The sequence below is a fragment of the Janthinobacterium goodfellowi genome, assembly GCF_051380695.1.
Taxonomy (GTDB): domain Bacteria; phylum Pseudomonadota; class Gammaproteobacteria; order Burkholderiales; family Burkholderiaceae_D; genus Janthinobacterium.
Genome location: NZ_JBNYXN010000002.1, coordinates 804,771 through 828,037, shown reverse-complemented (window position 1 = coordinate 828,037; position 23,267 = coordinate 804,771). Strand labels below are relative to the sequence as shown.

The 23,267-nt window shown below is 62.9% G+C and carries 23 protein-coding genes; 9 read left to right on the top strand and 14 right to left on the bottom strand.

The genetic code is table 11. The features are described from left to right. Positions 1–14: 14 nt before the first annotated feature. Positions 15–233 (bottom strand): hypothetical protein, encoded by a 219-nt coding sequence (locus tag ACQ4WQ_RS11770; protein ID WP_326456676.1) that lies wholly within the window; start codon positions 231–233, stop codon positions 15–17. A gap of 280 nt (positions 234–513) precedes the next feature. Here ACQ4WQ_RS11770 and ACQ4WQ_RS11765 point away from each other — a divergent pair, with 280 nt between their 5' ends. From ACQ4WQ_RS11765 to ACQ4WQ_RS11740, 6 genes are all read left to right on the top strand, one after another. Further along, entirely contained in the window at positions 514–2,112 is a 1,599-nt protein-coding gene (locus tag ACQ4WQ_RS11765) for an ABC-F family ATPase (protein WP_131686473.1), read from the top strand. Positions 2,113–2,347: 235 nt separating this feature from the next. Beyond that, positions 2,348–3,481: a quinolinate synthase NadA gene (gene nadA / locus ACQ4WQ_RS11760; RefSeq protein WP_034756048.1), complete on the top strand. Its 1,134-nt coding sequence runs from the start codon at positions 2,348–2,350 to the stop codon at positions 3,479–3,481. Next, a complete protein-coding gene (gene nadC / locus ACQ4WQ_RS11755; RefSeq protein ID WP_326456674.1) occupies positions 3,478–4,344 on the top strand; it encodes a carboxylating nicotinate-nucleotide diphosphorylase in 867 nt (288 codons plus the stop codon). The genes nadA and nadC overlap by 4 nt, the downstream gene beginning before the upstream one ends. Beyond that, positions 4,344–5,108, top strand: coding sequence for a substrate-binding periplasmic protein (locus tag ACQ4WQ_RS11750; RefSeq protein WP_436497183.1), 765 nt, complete (start codon positions 4,344–4,346; stop codon positions 5,106–5,108). Before nadC ends, ACQ4WQ_RS11750 begins: the two co-directional genes overlap by 1 nt. Before the next feature lie 183 nt (positions 5,109–5,291). Then, on the top strand, positions 5,292–5,879 hold the full coding sequence (locus ACQ4WQ_RS11745; RefSeq protein WP_436497181.1) for an RNA polymerase sigma factor: 588 nt from the start codon (positions 5,292–5,294) through the stop codon (positions 5,877–5,879). A 117-nt stretch (positions 5,880–5,996) separates the two neighbouring features. Further along, positions 5,997–7,076, top strand: coding sequence for a TIGR03118 family protein (locus ACQ4WQ_RS11740; RefSeq protein ID WP_436497179.1), 1,080 nt, complete (start codon positions 5,997–5,999; stop codon positions 7,074–7,076). 48 nt (positions 7,077–7,124) lie between these two features. On the opposite strand, the gene ypfJ is transcribed toward ACQ4WQ_RS11740, so the two are convergent. Then, entirely contained in the window at positions 7,125–8,021 is an 897-nt protein-coding gene (ypfJ, locus tag ACQ4WQ_RS11735) for a KPN_02809 family neutral zinc metallopeptidase (RefSeq protein ID WP_326456671.1), read from the bottom strand. A gap of 108 nt (positions 8,022–8,129) precedes the next feature. Further along, positions 8,130–10,652 (bottom strand): excinuclease ABC subunit UvrA, encoded by a 2,523-nt coding sequence (locus ACQ4WQ_RS11730; RefSeq protein ID WP_436497177.1) that lies wholly within the window; start codon positions 10,650–10,652, stop codon positions 8,130–8,132. 146 nt (positions 10,653–10,798) lie between these two features. Here ACQ4WQ_RS11730 and ACQ4WQ_RS11725 point away from each other — a divergent pair, with 146 nt between their 5' ends. Continuing rightward, positions 10,799–11,686 carry a GNAT family N-acetyltransferase gene (locus ACQ4WQ_RS11725; protein WP_436497175.1) on the top strand — a complete coding sequence of 296 codons (888 nt, stop codon included), beginning with the start codon at positions 10,799–10,801 and terminating at the stop codon, positions 11,684–11,686. Positions 11,687–11,692: 6 nt separating this feature from the next. On the opposite strand, the gene ACQ4WQ_RS11720 is transcribed toward ACQ4WQ_RS11725, so the two are convergent. Beyond that, the gene (locus tag ACQ4WQ_RS11720) at positions 11,693–12,391 is read right to left on the bottom strand and encodes a DAPG hydrolase family protein (protein ID WP_326456668.1); all 699 of its coding nucleotides are present in this window, start codon (positions 12,389–12,391) and stop codon (positions 11,693–11,695) included. Between the two features lie 107 nt (positions 12,392–12,498). Between ACQ4WQ_RS11720 and ACQ4WQ_RS11715 the strand changes: the two genes are divergently transcribed. Further along, positions 12,499–13,185, top strand: coding sequence for a TetR/AcrR family transcriptional regulator (locus tag ACQ4WQ_RS11715; RefSeq protein WP_436497173.1), 687 nt, complete (start codon positions 12,499–12,501; stop codon positions 13,183–13,185). Here ACQ4WQ_RS11715 and ACQ4WQ_RS11710 read toward each other — a convergent pair. The 7 genes from ACQ4WQ_RS11710 to ACQ4WQ_RS11680 form a co-directional block, all read right to left on the bottom strand. Further along, positions 13,148–13,828 (bottom strand): DNA alkylation repair protein, encoded by a 681-nt coding sequence (locus ACQ4WQ_RS11710; RefSeq protein ID WP_436497171.1) that lies wholly within the window; start codon positions 13,826–13,828, stop codon positions 13,148–13,150. The two genes, ACQ4WQ_RS11715 and ACQ4WQ_RS11710, sit on opposite strands and share 38 nt — an antisense overlap. Before the next feature lie 68 nt (positions 13,829–13,896). After that, the gene (locus ACQ4WQ_RS11705; protein ID WP_070218375.1) at positions 13,897–14,673 is read right to left on the bottom strand and encodes a peptidylprolyl isomerase; all 777 of its coding nucleotides are present in this window, start codon (positions 14,671–14,673) and stop codon (positions 13,897–13,899) included. 111 nt (positions 14,674–14,784) lie between these two features. Continuing rightward, complete coding sequence (locus ACQ4WQ_RS11700) at positions 14,785–15,564, bottom strand: peptidylprolyl isomerase (RefSeq protein WP_322428667.1); 780 nt, start codon at positions 15,562–15,564, stop codon at positions 14,785–14,787. 84 nt (positions 15,565–15,648) lie between these two features. Then, positions 15,649–15,948, bottom strand: coding sequence for a BolA family protein (locus ACQ4WQ_RS11695; protein ID WP_436497168.1), 300 nt, complete (start codon positions 15,946–15,948; stop codon positions 15,649–15,651). After that, complete coding sequence (locus ACQ4WQ_RS11690) at positions 15,945–16,574, bottom strand: septation protein A (RefSeq protein WP_046682773.1); 630 nt, start codon at positions 16,572–16,574, stop codon at positions 15,945–15,947. Before ACQ4WQ_RS11690 ends, ACQ4WQ_RS11695 begins: the two co-directional genes overlap by 4 nt. Before the next feature lie 84 nt (positions 16,575–16,658). Next, positions 16,659–17,060, bottom strand: a complete 402-nt coding sequence (msrB, locus tag ACQ4WQ_RS11685; RefSeq protein ID WP_436497166.1) for a peptide-methionine (R)-S-oxide reductase MsrB — start codon at positions 17,058–17,060, stop codon at positions 16,659–16,661. 9 nt (positions 17,061–17,069) lie between these two features. After that, complete coding sequence (locus tag ACQ4WQ_RS11680) at positions 17,070–18,464, bottom strand: protein adenylyltransferase SelO (RefSeq protein ID WP_436497164.1); 1,395 nt, start codon at positions 18,462–18,464, stop codon at positions 17,070–17,072. Positions 18,465–18,761: 297 nt separating this feature from the next. Between ACQ4WQ_RS11680 and ACQ4WQ_RS11675 the strand changes: the two genes are divergently transcribed. Further along, positions 18,762–20,414, top strand: a complete 1,653-nt coding sequence (locus ACQ4WQ_RS11675) for a 3-(methylthio)propionyl-CoA ligase (RefSeq protein WP_436497162.1) — start codon at positions 18,762–18,764, stop codon at positions 20,412–20,414. 6 nt (positions 20,415–20,420) lie between these two features. Here the strand turns inward: ACQ4WQ_RS11675 and ACQ4WQ_RS11670 are convergent, their stop codons facing one another. The 3 genes from ACQ4WQ_RS11670 to ACQ4WQ_RS11660 are packed head-to-tail and all read right to left on the bottom strand — an operon-like array spanning position 20,421 to position 23,264. Next, positions 20,421–21,932, bottom strand: coding sequence for a chemotaxis protein CheW (locus tag ACQ4WQ_RS11670; RefSeq protein ID WP_436497160.1), 1,512 nt, complete (start codon positions 21,930–21,932; stop codon positions 20,421–20,423). After that, entirely contained in the window at positions 21,919–22,443 is a 525-nt protein-coding gene (locus ACQ4WQ_RS11665) for a chemotaxis protein CheD (RefSeq protein WP_436497158.1), read from the bottom strand. Before ACQ4WQ_RS11665 ends, ACQ4WQ_RS11670 begins: the two co-directional genes overlap by 14 nt. Continuing rightward, on the bottom strand, positions 22,440–23,264 hold the full coding sequence (locus tag ACQ4WQ_RS11660) for a CheR family methyltransferase (RefSeq protein WP_436497156.1): 825 nt from the start codon (positions 23,262–23,264) through the stop codon (positions 22,440–22,442). The genes ACQ4WQ_RS11665 and ACQ4WQ_RS11660 overlap by 4 nt, the downstream gene beginning before the upstream one ends. Positions 23,265–23,267 lie beyond the last annotated feature (3 nt).

Below are 23,267 nucleotides of genomic sequence, written 5' to 3'. Positions count from 1 at the left end.
GGTCAGGCTTGTGACTATTGCTTGCTTTGAATCGTCCCGGGGGATTGCAGGGCGTCCATGAACTCCTTGGGATCGACATTCCTGGCTTCCGCATTGCCGCCGCAATTCTTGGCGATCATGGTGCCGAGCGACACGCTGGAGTTCGGTTTGCATTTGCTGGCGGCAAGCCTGGGCGCGCCATCGTCCGCGGCGGGTTCGGGGGCGGCGCAGCCCGCCAGGGAGAATGCAGTCATGCTGATCAATAAATAATGGTAACCAGAAAACATTTTCATGCTTATTACCTTTCGTGATGATACGCATTCGTTAGAGGGGTGCAGTTGATTGTAACAAAACATAGATCATTTGCTATGATATTTTTATCATGCAATGTTGTGCCAGCAGATAGTGATGTTGTCCGGCGGAATCCTGTCCTGTTTTTCAAAGGGCCGGGCGCTATAGAGGGATGAGGGTGGGTACTGTATAATGGGAGAAAAGTACCTAACTACCTGTTTTCACTGGATAAAGACCTCACTAATGCTTTCTACAGCTAACATCACGATGCAGTTTGGCGCCAAGCCATTGTTTGAGAATATCTCCGTCAAGTTCGGCGACGGCAACCGCTATGGCTTGATCGGCGCCAATGGCTGCGGCAAGTCGACGTTCATGAAGATCCTGGGCGGCGACCTGGACCCGTCGGGCGGCAACGTCATGCTCGACACCAACGAGCGCCTGGGCAAGCTGCGCCAGGATCAGTTCGCGTTTGAAGACATGCGCGTGCTCGACGTCGTCATGATGGGCCACACGGAAATGTGGGCCGCCATCCAGCAACGCGACGCCATCTACGCGAACCCGGAAGCGACGGACGACGACTACATGCAGGCGGCCGAGCTGGAAGGCAAAGTGTCCGAGTACGACGGCTACACGGCCGAATCGCGCGCCGGCGAACTGCTGCTGGGCGCCGGCGTCGCCATCGAGCTGCATCAAGGCCCGATGAGCAATGTCTCGCCAGGCTGGAAGCTGCGCGTGCTGCTGGCGCAGGCGCTGTTCTCGAATCCGGACATTCTGCTGCTCGACGAGCCGACGAATAACCTGGACATCAACACGATTCGCTGGCTGGAAGACGTGCTCAACGAGCGCAACTCCACCATGATCATCATTTCCCATGATCGCCACTTCCTGAACCAGGTGTGCACCCACGTGGCCGACATGGATTACGGCACCTTGAAGATTTATCCGGGCAATTACGACGAATACATGTTCGCCTCGACCCAGGCGCGCAACCAGCAGCTGGCCAACAACGCGAAAGCGAAAGACAAGGTTGCGGAATTGCAAGAATTCGTGCGCCGCTTCGCCGCGAATAAATCCAAGGCCCGCCAGGCGACGTCGCGCGCCAAGCAGATCGAAAAGATCAAGGTCGACGACATCAAGCCATCGTCGCGCGCCTATCCGTTCGTGCGTTTCGACGGCGAAAAGAAATTGCACCGCCTGGCCGTGGAAGTCGAGAATATCTCGAAAGGTTTTGATCGCCAGCTGTTCAAGAACTTCAGCATCATGGTCGAAGCGGGCGAGCGCATCGCCATCATCGGCGCCAACGGCGCCGGCAAGACCACCATGCTGCGCTGCATCGCGGGCGACATCGCCGGCCTGCAGCCGGACCAGGGCCGCGTGAAGTGGGCGGAAAACGCCAACGTGGGCTACATGCCGCAAGACCCGACGGAAGATTTCGCCAAGGATACGAACCTGACCGACTGGATCGGCCAGTGGACGAAAGAGGGCGACGACGACCAGGCCGTGCGCTCCATCCTGGGTCGTTTGCTGTTCGGCGGCGACGACGTGAAGAAGGCCGTCAAGGTGCTGTCCGGTGGTGAAAAGGGCCGCATGATGTACGGCAAGCTGATGCTGGGCCGCCACAACGTGCTGATGCTCGATGAGCCGACCAACCACATGGACATGGAATCGATCGAATCGTTGAACATCGCGCTGGAAAAATACGCGGGCACCCTGATCTTCGTGTCGCATGACCGCGAATTCGTTTCCTCGCTGGCCAACCGCATCATCGAGATCAAGGAAGATGAAGTGGTCGACTACCGCGGCAACTACGAAGACTATTTGAAGAGCCAGGGTATCGATTAATTGGTACGCTGACGTTGCGTCGGATTACGCGCCGTGCGCTAATCCGACCTGCGTCAGGGTGAGTTACCCGGGGTGGTCGCGTAGGTCGGATTTGCGGGGCCGCCGAGGCGCAGCGTAATCCGACATTACAAGGCTGACCACCCGGCACCACACCGACGCGCCGCGGTCCATTCGTTCCGGCGCACCTGCTTCATTGCAATCGTGCCGGTCTATCCCGTTTTTGTTTGACACAGCCATGCAAACTTTAGCCATCAAATCCGTCGAGTATGAACATCCACAAGACGGAGCCAGCTGCACTGCCCACGCCTGGGCACGCACGCCAGCGACGCCGTCCCCGGCTGAAAAAGCCGAACTGATCACGCGCATCAAGCGCTTGCTGATCGAGCGCGAAGCCGTGCTCGTTGCCCACTATTACGTTGATGCCGACCTGCAAGACCTGGCCGAAGCCACGGGCGGCTGCGTCTCCGATTCGCTGGAAATGGCCCGCTTCGGGCGCGACCATCCGGCCAAGACCCTGGTCGTGGCCGGCGTGCGCTTCATGGGCGAAACGGCGAAAATCCTCAGTCCCGAAAAAACCGTGCTGATGCCCGACCTCGACGCGACCTGTTCGCTCGATTTGGGCTGCCCGGTGGACGAATTCACGGCCTTCTGCGACGCTCATCCGGACCGTACTGTCGTCGTCTATGCCAACACCAGCGCGGCCGTCAAGGCGCGCGCGGACTGGATGGTGACGTCGTCGATCGGCCTCGACATCGTTGCCCACCTGCATGCGCAGGGCAAGAAAATCCTGTGGGCACCCGACAAGCACCTGGGTTCGTACATCCAGAAGCAGACGGGCGCCGACATGCTGCTGTGGCAAGGCAGCTGCCTCGTGCATGACGAATTCAAGGGCATCGAACTCGATTTGCTCAAGGAAGAGTATCCGCAAGCCAAGGTGCTCGTGCATCCCGAGTCGCCCGCGAACGTGGTGGCCCTGGCCGACATGGTCGGCTCGACGTCGCAAATGATTGCGGCAGCGCAAACCATGGACACGGACACTTTTATTGTCGCCACCGACAACGGCATCCTGCACAAGATGCGCGCGGCCGCGCCAGGTAAACGCTTCATCGAAGCGCCCACGGCCGGCAACAGCGCCACCTGTAAAAGCTGCGCGCATTGCCCGTGGATGGCCATGAACGGCTTGCTGAACCTGGCGCAAACGCTGGAAAACATGCACAACGAAATCCACGTCGATCCCGCCGTCGGCCAGCTGGCCGTGCGCTCGATCAATCGCATGCTCGACTTCGCCGCCGCCAAGAAGGCAGGCCTCAAGCCGGGTGCGGACCTGGCAAAAGAAACCACATTGTTCCAAGGAATCGGTCCAGCATGAGTACCCTCGTTAATTCTTTCGCTCCCTTCGACCCGGCCCTGGCGCGCGCGTTCGAGGGCAACCTGCTGGCCGCCTTGCTGGAAGACGTGGGCCAGTGCGACCTGACGGGCGAGCTGGTGCCGCCCGACCATATCGTCACGGCCCGTGTCATCGTGCGCGAAGCGGCCGTGCTGTGCGGCGCGCCGTGGTTCGAAGGCATCATGAAAAGCCTGGACCGCAGCATCGATATTGCCTGGCATTACGCCGAAGGCGACATGATGACGGCCGACAGCGTCGTCTGCACGATACAGGCGCCGGCACGCGCCTTGCTCACGGCCGAGCGCAGCGCCCTCAATTTCCTGCAGCTGCTGTCGGCCGTGGCCACGGCCACGCGCCGGTATGTCGATGTAATCGCCGGCACGAAGGCGTCCATCCTGGACACGCGCAAGACCTTGCCTGGCCTGCGCCTGGCGCAAAAGTATGCGGTGCGCGTGGGCGGCGGCAAGAATCAGCGCCTAGCCCTGTATGACGGCATCCTGATCAAGGAAAACCATATCGCGGCGGCCGGCGGCGTCAGCCAGGCCCTGGAAAACGCGCGCAATCTCGACGCGGGCGTGCCCGTGCAGATCGAGGTGGAAACCCTGGCGCAATTGCAGGAAGCCTTGGACGCGGGCGCCGTCTCCGTGCTGCTCGACAACTTCAGCAACGACATGATGCGCGAGGCCGTGGCATTGACGCGTGGCCGCGCCTTGCTCGAAGCGTCGGGCGGCATCAATGTCGACACCGTGCGCGCCATCGCCGAAACGGGGGTGGACCGCATCTCGATCGGCAGCCTGACCAAGGATGTGCGGGCCACCGATTACTCCTTGCGCATCGTCGGCTGATGAGTAGAGCAGGGCGGCGCTTGCTGGCCTTGGCGCTGCTGTGGCCGGCGTTAGTTGTGCCATCGCAGGCGCCAGCCCGGGAACTGCTGGCCGTGGGCGCGCAGTTCGAGCGCGTGTTCGAGTACCAGGACGGCGGCGAGTATGGCGGCCTGGGCGCGGAACTGCTGCGCTTGATGGCGGCGCGCACGGGCAACACCGTGCGTTTTCGCATGGTGCCATGGGCGCGCGCCCAAGCCATGCTGGTGCAGGGGCAGGCCGATATCCTGATCGGCCCCTACAAGACGCCCGAGCGCATCGCCAGCATGGCGTTTTCCGACAAGCCGTTCTACCAGGACCAGATGGTCTTCTATACGCGCCAGGACGCCAGCTTTGGCTGGGATGGCGACTACGCGGCGCTGAACAACCGCCGGGTGGTGCTGCTCAACGGCTGGGCCTATGGCGCGGAATGGGAGCGCGTGCGGCCCGGCTTGCAGGTCAGCGTGGCCAACAATGTGGAAAATGGCTTGAAGATGCTGGTGCACAAGCACGTCGACGTGTTCATCAGCAACCGCCGCAATACCGACCCCGTCATCGCCCGTCTCGGCTATGGCCGCCAGGTAAAACCGCTGCCTAAAGTCATCGACATACAAAACGGCTATTTTGCCTATCCCCGCTCGCTCGCCTTCGACAAGCTGCGCCTGCAGTTCGACCAGGAATTGAATAGCCTGATCGAGACGGGCGAATTGAAGCGGCTGGCCAAGCGTTACGACGTCGGCGTGCCCTGACGGCCGGCCTGTCCTATCTGCGCTGCGCTTGATGCGCCTCAAGCCGTTGGCTGGACGGCATCCTGCCACTCCCGATATCCTAGCCATACCTGAGCATACGAGGGGGCGCGACGGCACCCGCCTCCCCACACTACATAGCTTGATAGTGTCGGTAAGGCATAGACGGGCCAAAGGAGAGCATCCATGCGCGAGGGGCAGGATCCGGATGCGCGCGCATCCGCCGCCAACGAGGCTGAAGCCCAGTTGCTGGGCCGTATACTCGCAGGGGACCGGTGTGCGTTCGAGGCCCTTTACCGCGCTTACTTCCCGCGCCTGAACCGCTTTCTTCACCGCTTTACTCACAGCTCGCCACTGATCGAAGAAATCATCAACGACACGATGCTGGTGGTATGGCAAAAGGCAGGCAGTTACGACGGCAGCAGCAGGGTATCGACCTGGATCTTCGCGATAGCCTACCACAAGGCATTGCAAGGTTTTCGTGCCAGGGACGAGCCGGTGGAGTCCGATATGGAACTATGTCCTGGCAGCCTCGAACTGGAGCCGGAGCAGCAATTGCTTCAGCGGCAACTGCAATGCGCCATAGCGGCCGCGATACAGCAGTTGCCGCTGCGGCTGCGCCGCGTGGTGCTCCTCAGCTACTACCATGACATGGGTTACAACGAAATTGCCGCCGCCGTCGATTGTCCTCTCAACACGGTCAAGACGCACGTCTTTCACGCACGGCGCCAGCTACAGCACTTGCTTGCTTGTCTGCGGGAGCAAGGAGAGTGAGTGCATGTGCCGCTGGACAGGCATCCGGCCATCTGTTTCGGCGGTGCGAAACCTTTCTGTCGTGTGTGGGAATCAACGGCTGGAACAACATCGCCTACCACGCCGAAAGGGAACGCCATGAGTACGTCCTTAGCGACCAAGATTGCATGCACCTGCCTTGCCGCCGTGCTGGCGGTATTATTGTCTTCCTGCGGTGGCGGGCACCACCACGAGCCACCGATGCTGAGCACGTATGTAGCGACCAGTCTCGTGTCCGATACGGCGGCGCTGCCGGCCGCGCACACCGATCCCAACCTTGTCAACGCCTGGGGCGTGGCCTTCAATCCACGCGGCTTCGTCTGGGTGGTGGCGAATGGCACGGCGAAGTCCACATTGTACGATGGCAATGGCGTGCCGCAATCGCTGGTGGTCAGCACGCCGGCAGGCCCGACGGGCATCGTATTCAACGGCACGCAGGACTTCAAGCTGAGCCAGAACGGCGTGACGGCGCCCAGCCCCTTCATCTTCGCCAGCGAGAGCGGGACTATTTCCGCGTGGTCGCCCACGGTCAGCCCGACGACGGCCCTGGTCGTGTTCGATGGCAGCGCGGGCGGCAGCGTCTACAAGGGCCTGGCCATCTCGCGCTACGCGGGCGCCAATTACCTGTATGCGAGCGATTTCCACAACGGGCGCGTCGATGTCTTCGATGCCAGCTTTGCCAGGGTCGCCCTGCCTGGCGCATTCAGCGATCCCGGCTTGCCGGCCGGCTATGCGCCGTTTGGCATCCAGGCCATTGGCGAGCGCATCTATGTCGCGTACGCGAAGCGGGAAGCCAGCGGCGACGATGAAGAGGCCGGCGCCGGCCTCGGTATCGTGAATGTGTATGACACGGGCGGCACGCTGATCAAGCGGCTGGTGACCGGCGGCGCCCTGAATGCGCCATGGGGCATGGCACTGGCGCCCGCCAACTTTGGCACGGCCAGCAATATGTTGTTGATAGGGAATTTTGGCGATGGCAAGATCCATGCCTATGATCCCGACACGGGTACCGCCGGGGGCGCGCTGCTCAAGACGGATGGCACGCCGCTGGTGATCGATGGCTTGTGGGGCATCGCCTTCGGCAATGGCCTTAACAGCCAGCCCGTCAATACGCTGTTCTATGCGGCCGGGCCGGATGACGAGACGCATGGGCAATACGGGCGCATCGATTTGAAGTAAAAGGAACGTCCCCGTGCACGCGCAGGGCGGCACGGGGATTGGCGATCCTTACAGCTGGCGCGCCTCAAACGTGTTGCACTGGGAAATCTGGCCGCTTTCGATGCCCTTGCTGAACCAGCGCACGCGCTGATCCGAGGTGCCATGCGTAAACGAGTCCGGCACGACATGGCCTTGCGACTGGCGCTGCAATGCATCGTCGCCGATGGCCGTGGCCGCTTTCAGGGCCGCTTCCACGTCGCCTTGCTCGAGGATCTTGCGGTCCTGGTTCGCGTGGAATGCCCACACGCCGGCAAAGCAGTCGGCCTGCAATTCCAGGCGCACGGACATGGCGTTGGCCTGGCGCTCCGATTGCGTGCGGCGCGCCTTGTCGACCTTCTCGGACAAGCCCAGCAGGTTCTGTACGTGGTGGCCCACTTCATGGGCGATCACATACGCTTCCGCAAATTCGCCCGAGACCTTGAAGCGCTGCTGCATCAGGTTGAAGAAATCGAGGTCCAGGTAGACTTTCTGGTCGCCGGGGCAATAGAAGGGCCCGCTGGCGCTCTGTCCCGTGCCGCAAGCCGTGGGTGTGCTGCCCGAATACAGCACCAGCTTGGGTTTCACATAGCTGCCGCCTTCGGCCTTGAACAGGGCGCCCCAGGTGTCTTCCGTATCGGCCAGCACCGTTTTCACGAAGCGGGCCATCTCGTCTGATTCGGGCGGCTGGCGCGCGGGTGACTGGCTTTGCTGGGTGCTGACCTGGCCGCCGCCACCGCCGCTGAGCAGGTTGAGCAAGGTCAGGGGATTGACGCCCAGTACATACGAGCCGACGAGGGCGATGACGATGGTGCCGATGCCGATCGAGCGTCCGCCAAAACCGAAGCCGCCCCCACCGCCGCCCCCGCCGCCATCTTCGCCACGGCGGTCTTCCACATTGTCGCTTTCGCGATTGCCTTCCCATTTCATGATCTTTACTCCTGCTGCGATGATTTTTATTGATGCCGCATAAGACGCTGCGGCGGTTTTTGTAACTATGTGTTGTGATTATCTCAGCAAACGTGGCTGCGCACAGGCTTATCGCAGGGCTTTTTTCAGGAAGGGCGCCGTGCGGCTGGCCCGTGTTTTCGCCACCTGCGTCGGCGTGCCGCTGGCCACGATGACGCCGCCGTCGTCGCCCGCGCCGGGGCCGATGTCGATGACCCAGTCGCTGGCGGCCAGCACGCGCATGTCGTGTTCGACGGTGATGACGGTGTTGCCGCCAGCCACCAGGGTATCGAGCTGGGCCAGGAGGCGGTCGATGTCGGCCGGGTGCAGGCCCGTCGTGGGTTCGTCGAGGATGTACAGGGTGTCGCCCCGCTGGGGGCGCTGCAGCTCGGTGGCCAGCTTGACCCGCTGCGCTTCGCCGCCCGACAGTTCCGTGGCCGACTGGCCCAGCCGCAAATAGCCGAGGCCCACATCGGCCAGCACGGACAGGGGGCGCTCCAGGGCCGCCTCGTCCGCGAAGAAGGCCAGCGCGTCATCGACCGTCAGTTGCAGCACTTGCGCGATATCCTTGCCCCGGTATTCGACCTTTAACGTTTCCGCGTTATAGCGCGTGCCGTGGCACACGGGGCAGGGAGTGTAGACGCTGGGCAGGAACAGCAGTTCCACCATGACTTGTCCTTCGCCTTCGCAGTTGGCGCAGCGGCCCTTGCCGAGGTTGAAGGAAAAGCGCCCCGCGTCGAAATGCCGGCGCCTGGCGGCCGGCGTGGCGGCAAACAGCTTGCGCACGTGGTCGAACAAGCCCGTGTAGGTCGCCAGGTTGGAGCGTGGCGTGCGGCCGATGGCTTTCTGGTCCACCGTCACCAGCCGGCCGATGCCTTCCAGGCCGCCGGCGATGCGCCCGCCCGTGGGCGCGGCCGCGGGCGCCAGCGGCGACTCGTCGACCTCGTCCGTTGCCGTGCCCTGGCCCAGGGCGGCGCCCACCAGTTCCACCAGCGCCTGGCTGACGAGCGTGGACTTGCCCGAGCCGGACACGCCCGAGACGCTGCACAGCACGCCCAGGGGAAAGCGCGCATCGAGGCTGCGCAGGTTGTTGCGCGTCACGCCGGCGACCTCCAGCCAGCCGGCAGGCGCGCGGGGCGTGCGTCGCGGCGCCGCATCCTGCTCGAACAGGTAGCGCCGCGTCTGCGAATCGGCCACGGTGCGCAAGCCTGCGGGCGCGCCGCTGTAGAGGATTTTCCCGCCATGCTCGCCCGCATGCGGGCCCACGTCGACGATCCAGTCCGCTTTGGCGATGACGTCCAGGTCGTGTTCGACGACAAACAGCGAATTGCCGGCCGCCTTCAGGCGCGCCAGCGCGCGCAGCAGCGCTTGCGTGTCGGCCGGATGCAGGCCCGCCGACGGCTCGTCGAGCACGTAGACGACGCCAAACAGGCTCGAGCGCACCTGCGTTGCCAGCCGCAGGCGCTGCAATTCCCCGGGCGACAGCGTGGGCGTGCCGCGCTCCAGGCTCAGGTAGCCCAGGCCCAGGTCCAGCAGCACGTCCAGGCGGCCCGCCAGGTCTTGCGCGATGCGCTGCGCGACGATGGCCTTTTCCGGGTGCCGCTTGCCATCGCGCATCCTGGCCTTGCCGGCCGCGTAGGGCGCCATCAGGTCCGCCAGCGCGGCCAGGCTCAGGCGCGACATGTCGGCGATATCGCGGTCGGCGAAGCGCACGCTCAGGGACTCCGGCCGCAGGCGCTTGCCGTGGCACAGGGAGCAGTCCGCGCCCAGCATGTAGCGGGCGACGCGCTTTTTCATTTGCGCGCTGGGGCTGCTGGCGAAAGTTTGCAGCACATACTTGCGCGCGCCGGTGAAGGTGCCCATGTAGCTGGGCGGCAGCTTGGCCTTGAGCGCCGCCCGGGTCTCCTGCGGCGTCAGGCCCGCATATACGGGTACCACGGGCTGCTCGTCGGTAAACAGGATCCAGTCGCGCAGCTGCCGCGGCAGCGCGCGCCATGGCGTATCGACGTCATGGCCCAGTGAGGTGAGGATGTCGCGCAAATTCTGGCCATGCCAGGCCGTGGGCCAGGCGGCGACGGCCCGTTCGCGGATGCTCAAACTGTCGTCCGGCACCATCGAGCGTTCCGTGACGGCATATACGCGGCCCAGGCCGTGGCAGGCGGGACAGGCCCCCTCCGCCGTATTGGGCGAGAACGATTCCGCGTACAGCAGCGCCTGGCCCTTCGGATAGTCGCCCGCGCGCGAATACAGCATGCGCAGCAGGTTGGACACGGTGGTGACGCTGCCGACCGACGAGCGCGTGGTGGGCGTGCCGCGCTGCTGCTGCAAGGCCACGGCGGGCGGCAAGCCGTCGATGCGGTCCACTTCGGGCACGGCCATCTGGTGAAACAGGCGGCGCGCGTACGGCGAGACCGATTCCAGGTAGCGCCGCTGCGCTTCCGCATACAGCGTGCCGAAGGCCAGCGAGGACTTGCCTGAGCCGGACACGCCCGTAAACACCACCAGCGCATCGCGCGGGATGTCCACGTCCACGTTCTTGAGGTTGTGTTCGCGCGCGCCGCGCACGCTGACGTGGCCGGCCAGGGGAGCGGCGGACGATCGTTGTCGGGACATGGGGCGGCCTCATCGCTATAAAAGGCCATTCTGGCGCTTTTCCGCAGACCCTTCCGTTCCACCGCGCACACAAGCGCGTTGTGGGAGGGCAATGCACGAGGCAAAGAAAACGTTGTAAAATCAGCCATCTTCCACGGAATCGCGCCATGACCGACCTTCTGCACGCCACGCCCGCCGCCATCGTCCAGGCCCAGCTGGACGCCTATAACGCCCACGACGTGTCCGCCTTGCTGGCCATCTATGCCGATGATGCACAGCAATTCCAGCATCCCGATACCTTGCTGGCCGCGGGCAGCGCGCAGATCGGCCCCCGTTTCACGGCCCGCTTCGCCGCCAGCCAGCCCCAGGCGCAGTTGCTTAACCGCATCGCCTGCGGCAAGCTGGTGATCGACCATGAAATCGTCCATGGCGACACGCCGGACGGTGTTTCCGCGCAGGAATTGGTGGCCACCTATGAGGTGGAGCAGGGACGCATCAGCCGTGCGTGGTTCAGCTTTGGCGCCTCGACCAGCCTGCGCGTGGCGCTGCCGGCCGATGTGCCCGCCATGAACGCGCTGATCGCCCGTTCCGGCGTGGCGCTGAGCGCGGGATTCTATACGCAGGAGCAGGCCGAGGCCGTAACGCGCCACGTGTTCGGCGTCGATACGCAGCTCGTGGCCGACCGCACGTATTTCGTCATCGAACGCGATGGCGCCATGCTGGCCTGCGGCGGCTGGAGCCGGCGCGCCACCCTGTACGGTGCCGACCGCGCCAAGAGCGGGCCGGACCCGTTGCTCGACACGGCCAGCCAGCCGGGCCGCATCCGCGCATTCTTCGTGGAACCGGCCGCGGCGCGCCAAGGCCTGGGCAGCATGCTGATGCGCCACTGCGAACGGCAGGCGCGGGCCGCCGGTTTTACGGGACTGGAACTGGCCGCCACCTTGCCGGGCGTGCCGCTGTACCTGGCCAGCGGCTTTGCCGTGACGGAAGATTTTTACCTCGACTTGCCCGACGACATCAAGTTGCCGCTGGCGCGCATGCACAAGCGGCTGTAAGGCAGCCTACCAGGGCAGCGGCGCCTTTTCCCCGTTGGCATGCTCGCCGTAGTACAGCGACGGCAAAAAGCGCGACAGGTAGGTGAATTCGCTGTAGCAATGGCGCAGCAAGTTCAGGCCCAGCACGTCGGGCACGTCGCGCACGGGATTGAGGCTGTTGCGGCCCAGCAAGAAGCGGCTGCGCAGCACGCAGCCCGTGGGGGTGTCGCGCGTCAGGTGCAGCATTTCGCCATCGAGCGGATCGCCCTGCGGATCGAGTACCACATGGTCGCCGAAGCCGATGCGCGCGCAGACGGCGGCCGACAGGGCGCCGCTGTCCTGTGCCTGCTGCAGTTGCGCCGGGTCAAAGACTTCCTTCGGATCATGGAACTTCAGCTTGGCTTTCACGGGCGGAATGTCGCCCAGCGATTCCACTGCCTCGATCGAGGCGCCGTAATAACTTTCTCCCTTTTTCCACGCGCTGTTCCAGCCGTGATGGGCCACGTGGTCGTGCGGATGCCACCACTTGATGTGCTGCGTCGTCTCGAAAAATGTAAACCACCAGTCCAGCATGCGCCCGCTGCAGCCGTGCAGCTCTGTGCGCGCCGCCACCAGCAGGCAGCCATCGTCGAGGCGCGTGATGCCCGTTTCCAGGGGCAGGGGAAACGGGTCGAGCAAGTTGCCCGTGCCGGTGATGCTCCATGGGAATTCAATATGCTGCGTCATGTCGTTCTCCTTTGTTTGGGTGAGCCAATTATATATTAAAGAAACGCAATTCGTTTCCTAAATGTGTTTCAGTGTAGAATTGCCCATCGATCAAGCCTGGAGCCGGCATGCAGGAAGAAGAGAGCAAGGCAGAGAGCAAGGCTGTGCGTGGACGGGGCCGTCCGGCGCGGCCGCCCGAAGAAGCGCGCGAGGCGGCCGTGCAGGCGGCCACGTGGCTGCTGCTGAACGAGGGCTACGCGGCCACGACCATGGAAGCGGTGGCGCGCCACGCGGGCATGGCAAAAAAGTCGCTGTATCAATACGCGGCCAACCGCGAGGAACTCGTGGCCCTCGTGGTGCGCGGCTGGACAGACGCTTTTTTGCCGGCCATGGCGCACAATGCGGCCGTGGCCGGCGAAGTGCTGCCATTGCTAAAAGAGATATTGCAGGCGATGGCGGCGCGCGTGCTGACGGCGGACGCCGTCGGTCTGTTCCGCCTGCTGTGCACGGAGTTTCCCGCGCGCGCCGATTTGCTGGCCGTGTATCAGCGCAACGGCATCGAGCGGGGCACGGCCCTGCTGGCCGAGTGGTTGCAGCGCCAGGCCGCGCGCGGCCATCTGGTGCTGCAGGATGGGCAGGAGCTGGCTGGCCTGCTGCTGGCCATGGTGATCGCCGAACCGTTGCGGCAGATGGCGCTGGGCCTGCTGGCGCCCGTGCCGGCCTGGGATGCCGCTCCCCGTATCGATGCCGCGCTGCGATTGCTGGGCGGCCAGTCGTTCAAGGTGGCTGGTGCTTCAGCGCTTCGCGGTAGCTGAGGGGAGAGAGCCGTTGGCGGTGCTCTGTAGCAAAAGCTAACACCTCTGTCGGCGCGTGGCGCGCATAATCGCGCAGGGCCCAGCCGATGGCCTTGCGGATGAAAAACTCGTCTTCGTGGGCCAGCGCCAGCGCCGCATCGAACAGCCAGGCGGCATCCGTATCGCCGCGCCAGCCCAGCTGGTGCAGCATGGCGATGCGGCGCAGCCAGAAATCCCCGTGGCGCAAGGCGCCATCCATGTGCGCATGGGCATGGCCGCCGCGCTGGCGCTCCGCCTGCAGCACCTCGCCCACGATGCCGGCCATGCCGTCGACGCTGTCCCACCACGCGCGCTGGCGCGCCAGGCCGAGCAGGCCGGGGAGGTGTTCGACGCCCAGTTGCCGCCGGTGCAGGGCCAGCATGTCGAGCGCCACGTGCTGGTATTCGCGCTCTGGCTGCTGCCACAGCAGTTGCGCATGTTCCAGCAGCACCTCGGCCCCCACGCCTTTCAAGCCCGCCAGCAAGCCCCTGGCGGCCAGCCGCCGCTGCGGTGCCGCCACGCCCAGGAACACGAACTGGCCGCGCATGTAGGCCTGCATGGGCCCCGCGCGGCCCGGTTCGGCAACCGCTTCCAGCGCGGCTTTCAATTCTGCATGTAGATTCATGGCATCTCGCTTTCTTTCAGGCGTAAAAAAAGCGCTCACAGGGAGCGCTTTTTCATGCCGATCCAATATTATTGAATCTTGGCCTTCTTCATCAACTCATCGCGGTAGGCGGCGAGTTTCTTCTGTTGCAGCGACTCGGCCACCTGGCCCTTGACTTCTTCCAGTGCCGGCAGCTTCGTCGGACGGGTTTCTTCCAGCTTGATCACGTGGAAGCCGAATTGCGATTGCACGGGCGTTTGCGTGATCTGGCCTGGTTTCAGGGCGACCATGGCGTCGGAGAATGGCTTCACGTACGAAGCTGGGCTAGCCCAGTCCAGGTCGCCGCCATTGGCTGCGGAACCGTCTTTCGATACTTTCGCCAGCTCTTCGAACTTGGCGCCGCCTTTCAGCTTGGCGATGATGTCTTTCGCTTCCGCTTCGGTGGCCACCAGGATGTGGCGTGCATGGTATTCCTTGTCGCCGGCCTGGGCCTTGAACTTGTCGTATTCGGCCTTGATTTCAGCGTCCTTGACAGGGTTCTTCTTGACGTAGTCGGCCAGCAGGGCGTTGATGATGATGCTTTGACGGGCATTGTCGATCTGCGACTTGACTTCCGGACGCGTGCCGTAGCCTTGCTTGTCGGCTTCCTGGATCAGCACTTCGCGGCCGATCAGGTCTTTCTTGATGGCTTCGCGCAGTTGCGGCGAATCGGCTTGCTTGCCTTGGGCGACGACTTGCTTGACGACCTGGTCGACGCGCGACGATGGGATGGCCTTGCCATTCACGGTGGCCACGTTTTGCGCGAACGCAGGGATCGCGACGACGGCGACCAGGGCTAAGATCAGGCGGGCTGGCTTCAAAATCATGTTCATTCCTAATAAATATACTAAAAATCGATATGCGCGACTGTCGCGCAGTGCGCATTCAGGCGCAGAATACACGACCGGCGCCGAAAAGGGCGCCGGGGAGGTCAGTTCTTACTGAACTTTCGCTTTTTTGATCATTTCTTCCTGATACGCTTGCAATTTCTTTTGCTGCAGCGCTTCGGCGATCTGTGGCTTGACTTCTTCCAGGGTTGGCAGTTTTGCCGCGCGGGTGTCGTCCAGCTTGATCACGTGGAAACCGTTAGGCGTTTGCACCGGGGTGTCGGTGACTTGGCCTTTTTGCAGCTTCACGAAGGCGTCCGAGAACACTTTCGGGAACGACGATGGGGCTGCCCAGTCCAGGTCGCCGCCGTTGTCGGCCGAGCCAGCATCTTTCGATTGCTTGGCCAGGTCTTCGAACTTGGCGCCGCCTTTCAGCTTGGCGATGATGTCTTTCGCTTCCGCCTCGGTGCCCACCAGGATGTGGCGTACATGGTATTCCTTGTCGCCCGTCTGCGCCACGAAGCGGTCGTACTCGGCCTTGATTTCAGCGTCGTTGACGGGGTTCTTTTTCAGGTAGTCGCCGACCAGGGCGTTGATGACGATGGCCTGGCGCGCATTCTCGATTTGCTGCTTGACTGCTGCATCTTTACCGAAACCTTTGTTTTCCGCTTCTTGCATCAGCACTTCACGGCCGATCAAGTCTTTCTTGATCATTTCGCGCAGTTGCGGCGAATCCGGTTGCTGGCCTTGGGCGACGACTTGCTTGACGACTGCATCAACGCGCGACGATGGGATAGGCTTGCCATTAACAACGGCAACATTTTGCGCAAAAACAGGTACCGCGACAACGGCGAGTAGTGCGATCAGCAAGCGGGCTGGCTTAAAAGTCATTATTAAATCCTGTTAGGGAAAGTTTCGTAAAAAACGCATGGGAAGAAATCTATAACATGGCTCGGGTACGCCAAAACGCCATCCTTACACTACTTCGGACGGCGCCAGGGCCACAATCGCCAATGCATGTATCTCATTATGCATCATATCGTGCACGGAATCATACACCAGTCGATGGCGCATGACGAGCCTGAGCCCCTCAAATCGACTAGAAATTATGCGCAGATTGTAATGGCCTCCGCCCGAGGCGGCGCCCGCATGGCCCCGGTGGCGCGCCGAGTCGTCTTCCAGCACGCATTCCTGAGGAGAAAGTGCCGTTTCCAGGCGGGTACGAATGCGCTCCATGCGCGTTTCCGGCGCAGCGTTTTGGGTGATGGTGTTCATGCGTCTTCCTTGATATGTTTGGCCAGGAACAGGGTTTGCGCCACGATGAAGGCAAAGAAGATGCCCGTCGCGCCAAACGCCTTGAAGCTGACCCAGGCGGCCATGTCGCCCTTGTACAGCACGAAGGCGACGAACAGGTTCAGCGCGCCGATGGCGCCAAAGAAAATGATCCATGCGGCCAGCAGTTGGTTCCAGACGGCATCGGGCAATTGCACTTGCGCTTCCATGGTCTTGCGGATCAGGTTTTTCTTGAAGCCCACGTGGGCGATCAAGAGGGCCAGGCCGGACAGCCAGTAGATCAGGGTCGGCTTCCATTTCAGGAAGAAATCGTCATGCAGGTAGATGCTGGCGCCGCCGAACACGACAAAGATGAACAGCGACAGCCACAGCATGCCGTCCACCTTGCGGCCGCGCAACAGCAGATAGCTGACCTGGCAAGCGGTGGCGACGATGCCGACGAGGGTGGCGAGTATCCACGGCGCCTGGTCAGCCTTGATCAGGCCGCCTGACACGAAGCCGGACAAATATTGCTGCACGAAATCGTGCGTGGCCGCTTCATACATGCCGCCCAGTTTGAATGCGGCGAAGAAGGCGATCAGGGGGAAGAGGTCGAATAGAAATTTCATGGCGAGACTTTACTATGAGCGTGGTGTAAACATCTTAGGAATGACTTAGGAGCAACATTCGCGCTCCCGGTCATTCCTGTGGCATCAAGGCTGCGGATCGAAGCGCAGCGATGCCGAATTGATGCAATAGCGCAAACCGGTCGGCGGCGGGCCGTCCGGGAAGACGTGGCCCAGGTGGGCGTCGCAGACGGCGCAGACGATTTCCGTGCGCACCATGCCGTGGCTGCGGTCGACAATTTCCGTCACGTTGGCCGGGTCGAGCGCCTGGAAATAGCTGGGCCAGCCGCAGCCCGAGTCGAACTTGGTGTCCGACGCGAACAGGGGCGTGTTGCAACAGACGCAGGTGTAGATGCCTTGTTCATGGTGGTCCCAGAATTTGCCCGTGAAGGCCCGTTCCGTGGCCGCATGGCGCGTGACTTCGTATTGCATCGAATCGAGCATGGCGCGCCATTCGGCGTCGGTTTTCTTGACTTTATTGGTGGTCATAATGACTCCTCAGGATGAGCAACTGACTTCAAGGTGGCTGGCCCAGTCGGGCGGCAGGGCCGCATAGTGCTGGTGTTCGGGCTGTTCGTCAAATGGCTTTTGCAATATTTCCAGCAATGTCGCCACTTCCGTGTAGTCCTGCTGCTGGGCTTTCTCGATGGCCACTTGCGCCAGATAGTTGCGCAGCACGTATTTCGGGTTGACGCCGTTCATGGCGGCTTGCCGCTCGGCATCGACGCTATTCTCAAGCATCAGGCGCGTGCGGTATTGCGCTGCCCATGTATCGAAGGCGGGGCGGTCGATGAACAGGTCGCGCAGCGCCGTGTCGTGTTCGGGCGCCACCACCTGCAGAGTAGCCAAGGCGCGGAAGAAGTTGGTGAAATCCACGTGATTGGCTTGCATCAGCGCAAACATGCTGTCGAACAGGGCCGTATCGCCGTCCTGGCTCGTTTGCAAGCCCAACTTGGCGCGCAGCAAGCTATTCATCTTCTCCGCGAACGCGCTCTGGTAGCTGTCCAGCGCCGCCTGCGCCAGTTCCACTTCGCCGATCAGCGGCAGCAGCGCCTGGCCCAGCGCATAGCAGTTCCAGTGGCCCACCTGCGGCTGGTTGGCGTAGGAATAGCGGCCCTGCTGGTCCGTATGGTTGCAGATGTGCTCCGCGTCAAACGCTTCCATGAAGCCGAAGGGGCCGTAATCGAGCGTCAATCCCAGGATAGACATATTGTCCGTATTCATCACGCCATGCATGAAACCCACGGCTTGCCACTGCGCAATCATGTGCGCCGTGCGCACGCAGACCTCGGCCAGCAAGGCTTGATATGGATTTGCTGCGGCGCGCAAATCGGGATAAAAACCGTCGATCACGTAATCGGCGAGGATTTTCAGTTCCTCCGGCTTCTTGCGGTAAAACCAGTGTTCGAACGAGCCGAAGCGCACAAAGCTGGGCGCCATGCGCGTGACGACGGCGGCCGTTTCCACCGTTTCGCGCATGATGCCTTGCTGCGAACCCATGATGGACAGCGCGCGCGAGGTGGGAATGCCCAGCGCCGCCATGGCTTCCGAACACAGGAATTCGCGGATGGACGAGCGCAGCACGGCGCGTCCGTCGCCCATGCGCGAATACGGCGTGGCGCCGGCGCCTTTCAATTGCAGCTCCATGGGACCGCTTTCCGTGGCGATATCGCCCAGCAGGATGGCGCGGCCGTCGCCCAACTGGCCGGCCCAGACGCCGAACTGGTGGCCCGAATACACGGCCGACAGGGGCTGCGAGCGCTCGGCCACGGCGTTACCGCTCAGCAGCGCCACGTAGTCGGGTTCGGCCAGGCGCGCCGCATCGAGCCCCACCAGGCTTGCTGCCGGCGCGCTGGCGGCGACAAAGTAGGGCGAAGGCAGGGGCGTGGGCATCAAGCGCGTATAGAACGCGGGCGGCAGGGCCGCAAAGGCGTTATCCAGTGGTAAGGTATGAGCGGTGATGGCAGTTCCATTCAATAAGATGTGGCGGCAGGAAGCGCCAGCCTGGAACACGATTTTACCGCACCGCGCCAGGGCGTGCGGCGCTTGCCCATGCGGCTGGAAACGGAATCAAAAATTCCATGCTGCAATGCAATATCGAAATGCGTTGACGATTTCCGCACGACCGTACGAAACTAGAAAAAATCTTTAAATTCCAACAATAACCGAGTATCCACCCCAGGAGACACGATGTCGGCATTTCCCTTGAGTCCAGTGATGGGCCAGATGATGAATCAGCCCCTGCTGATTTCCAGCATTATCGAGTTTGCAGCGCGTCATTATGGCGGCAGCGAAATCATTTCGCGGCGGGTGGAAGGCGATATGCATCGCTACACCTACCGCGATTGCCACCAGCGCGCGCGCCGGCTGGCCAATGCCCTGCATGGCCTCGGCGTCGGCATGGGCGACCGGGTCGCCACCCTGGCCTGGAATGGCTATCGCCACCTGGAAGCCTACTATGCCGTGTCCGGCTCGGGCGCCGTCTTGCACACGATTAACCCGCGCCTGTTTCCCGACCAGATCGCCTACATCTCGAACCACGCGGAAGACCAGGTTTTATTGTTCGATTTGACCTTTTTGCCCGTGGTGGAGAAAATCGCCGCCGACTGCACCTTTGTCCGCCACTTCGTGCTGATGTGCGACCGCGAGCGGATGCCCGCCAGCAGCACGATCCCCGACCTGCTGTGCTATGAAGACTTGATCGCCACGCATTCGGACGATTACGCGTGGCCCTTGTTCGACGAGAACTCGGCCGCCACCCTGTGCTATACGTCGGGCACGACGGGCAATCCCAAGGGCGCCCTGTATTCGCACCGCTCGACCGTGCTGCACGCGTATGCCTCGGCCATGCCCAGCGCCCTGAACGTGCGCGCCTCCGACACGGTGCTGCCCGTCGTGCCCATGTTCCACGTGAATGCCTGGGGCTTGCCGTATTCCGTGCCCCTGTCCGGCGCGCGGATGGTATTTCCCGGCGCGGCGCTGGACGGCAAGTCGCTGTATGAATTGTTCGAGGCGGAAAAAGTGACGTTCTCGGCCGGCGTGCCCACCGTCTGGCTGGGCCTGCTGAACCACGCCTTGCAGAATAACTTGACATTTTCCACCTTCCGCCGCACGGTGATTGGCGGCGCGGCATGCCCGCCGGCCATGATGGATACTCTGATCGACAAGTTCGACATCGAGGTCATCCACGCCTGGGGCATGACGGAAATGTCGCCGCTGGGCACGGCGGGCGGCTTGCAAACCAAGCACCTGGACTTGCCGAAGGACGAGCAGCGCAAGATCCTGCAAAAGCAGGGCCATGCGATCTACGGCGTGGACATGAAGATCGTCGACGACGACGGCAAGGAATTGCCGTGGGATGGCGTGGCGTATGGCCATCTGCTGGTGAAGGGGCCATGGATCATTTCCTCGTATTACAAGAACGAGGGCGGCGAGGTGTTGCAGGATGGCTGGTTCCCCACGGGCGACGTGGCCACCATCGACGCGGACGGCTACATGCAGATCACGGACCGCAGCAAGGACGTGATCAAGTCGGGCGGCGAGTGGATCGGCACCATCGACCTGGAAAACCTGGCCATGGCGCACCCGGCCGTGCTGCAGGCGGCCTGCATCGGCGTGTTCCACCCGAAATGGGACGAGCGTCCCGTGCTCGTCGTGGTGCTGCGTCCCGGCATGACGGTCACGCGCGACGCCTTGCTGCAGTTCTTTGAAGGCAAGATCGCCAAGTGGTGGACGCCCGACGACGTGCTGTTCATCGACGCCTTGCCCATGGGCGCCACGGGCAAGATCCAGAAGAACAAGCTGCGCGAGCAGTTCAAGGGGCACCGGCTGCCCGGGATGTAAGGCAAGCTAGGCCGCTTGCGGCAGCGCCGTCTCCAGTTTTTCCAGCAGATGATCGCACTGGAAGACGGACAGGGTCTGGCGCTGCGCATCCGTGCCGATGTCGATCATTTCATCCATTTCGCTGCGCAAGTCGTCATGTTCTCCCGTGCGGATGATTTGCGGCGCCGCAAAGCGCTGGCTGTCCGAGATGGTCATGATGTTGTCGACGTGGTCGACGAGGAAGCCGTAGCGTTCGGCGCCCCGTTCCACGATCAGGATCTTGCCGCTGCTGGCGTCCGGCAGGGCCGGCATCGCGTACAGCTGGCGCAAGTCGATGATGCTGATCATTTGCTGGCGCAAGTTGAGCATGCCGCGCATGCAGGCCGGCATGCCCGGCGGCGTGGTGATGGCGCCGCTGAAATCGATGATTTCGCGCACTTGCCCGATTTCCACGGCGAAGCGGGTTTCCACCGTAAACGTGATGTAGACGCGGCGCCGCGCCTTGTGCGTGGCGGCGCTGGCCGTCTCCGTGTCGGCCGGATACAGGCGCGCGTGGCCATCGCGCATCTCGACGATCTCGGCCTGCGACAGGATGCCCTTGTGATCGAGGAAAATGATGTCGCCCAGGCCCTCTTTCGTGATGCAGCCGGCAAACATGGCGGCGCGCGCCTTGCTCAGCAGGGGAATCGGCAGCACTTCGTCGCCAAAGAAATGCACGATGCTGTCGACGGAGTCGACGAGGAAGCCCACGCTCGTGTCGCCCAGGCGCACGACGATGATGCGCTGGTCCAAGGTGGCCGCCTTGGCCGCCGTGCCGGAACCGGCCGCCTGCAGCAGGGCGCCGAAGTCGACGACGGCCACCTGGCTGCCGCGAAAATGCATGCGTCCCAGGCACAGCGCGCTATTCAGCAGGGAGCTGTGCAGCTCCGGCACCTTGATGATTTCCTGGATGGCCAGCATTTCGAAGGCGAACGTGGCGCCGGCCGCATGGAAGCTGACGCACTGGCGGCGTTCGCTTTGCGCATGGTAGCGGGCCGTGCTCAGCCTGGCGCCCGTCGCCTGCAGGGCCAGCACATGGGGCACGTTTTCGATGCGCAGCAGGGCGTGCGGGTCGAGGATCTGCAGCAGGCGCGCGCCGCCGTCGAGCAAAATCGTGCCGGCGATGACGGCGTGGCTGTCGCCGGCCGCATATTGCAGGGCGCTGCGCGCGCTGGCGGGCACGCGCAGGATTTCGCCCGTGTCCTGGAAGACGATGCCGATCAGCACTTGCTGGAAATCGAGGATGGCGATCTTGTCGGTGGCGACGGCGCGCGGCGCATCGGCGCGGAACAGGCGGCCCAGGTTGACCACCGGAATGACGCTGCCGCGCAAGGTGAACATGCCTTCCAGGTACGCGGGCGACAGGGGCAGGGCCGTGACTTTCGCGGGGTAGTTCACCACTTCGCGGATGCAGCTGGCGGGCAGGGCGAATTCATCGTCGCCCAGGTGGAAGGAACCGAACAGTTCGGTGGCCGTGTCGCGCTCTTCATGCATATCCATATGCGCCTTCCTTGCGTGGAATCAATTCGGGTGGCGCCACCACATCGGTGACGGCGTAGCTGTGCCGGGCGCAATCGATCAGCAACTGGCGCCCGTGGCGCCCGCCCAGCGCGCAAAAACTGACGTGCAAGCCGCACTGGGCCAGGTATTTATGCGCCGCTTCCGCGTTTTGCCGGCCCACCTGCAAGCGCCCGTTGCGCGGGCCAAACATGTGGGCGCCGCCCGCCAGCACCACGTCGATATCGGCGTAATCGGCCTGGCGCACGCCCATCAGGCGCAGCAGCGAAGGCACGGCCTGGCTCACATAGCGCGCGCCAAGAGCATGCTCGGCTCCGGGCGCTTCCGGCAGAAGACAATGGGCCAGGCCGCAGCAGGGACCGTTCTTCCAGATGAAACCGATGCCGATGCAGGAGCCCAGCAGCGCTTGCAGCTGTTGCCCCGGCGTGCCCACGCTAAGTTGCCCCATGCCAACATGGTGCGGCGGCAGGCCATGCTCGATGATGATGCTCATGCGCTACCCGCCTTGTAAATCATGGGAAATTCGAATTGATAGCCGGTACCGAGGCGCGCGATGCTTTCCGACTCGCCCAGGATCAGCCGGCCCTCATCCTTGAGGCTCAGGCGCGCCTGGCGCAGCACGGTTTCCTGGTGCCCGGCGTCGAAATAAATGAGCACGTTGCGCAGGAATACCAGGTCGAATTGCCGCGCCGGGCGCAACGCTTCGAGCAAGTTATGCTGGGCAAAGCTGATGTGTTGCCGCAATTCCTCGTTGACCTTGACGCCGTACGGCGCGGGCGTGAAATATTTGCGCAGCAAATCCGGGTGCGACAAGCGGATGCGTTCGACGGAGCGCCCGCTGTACTGGCCGGCCCGCGCCGCGCCGAGGATCTGCTGCGAAATGTCGCTGGCCAGGATCTGGTAGCGGAAAGCGGGCGTTTGCAGCCTGAATTGCTCGCACAGCATGGCGATCGAATACAGCTCCTCGCCGCTGGCCGCCGCCGCCGACCAGATGTTCAGGCAGCCGTCGGGATGGGCGCGCGACCAGGCGGGCAGGTAGCGGTCGCGGAAGTAATCCCAGACCTGCGGCGTGCGGAAGAACAGGGTATCGTTGGTGGTCACCAGGTCGATGAAATGGGCCACCTCGTCGCGGTCGCTGGCCACCCGGTCCAGGTACGCCTGGTAGTTGGGCAGGGACAGCGCATGCAGCCGTGGCTGCAAACGCCGTTCCAGCAAGACGCTCTTGCGCGCGGTCATGGCGATGCCCGTATGCTGGCGCACCAGCGCGATCAGGTTCGTCAGCACCTCGGGCGTCAAGGTGGCCGCGTGGCTCATGGC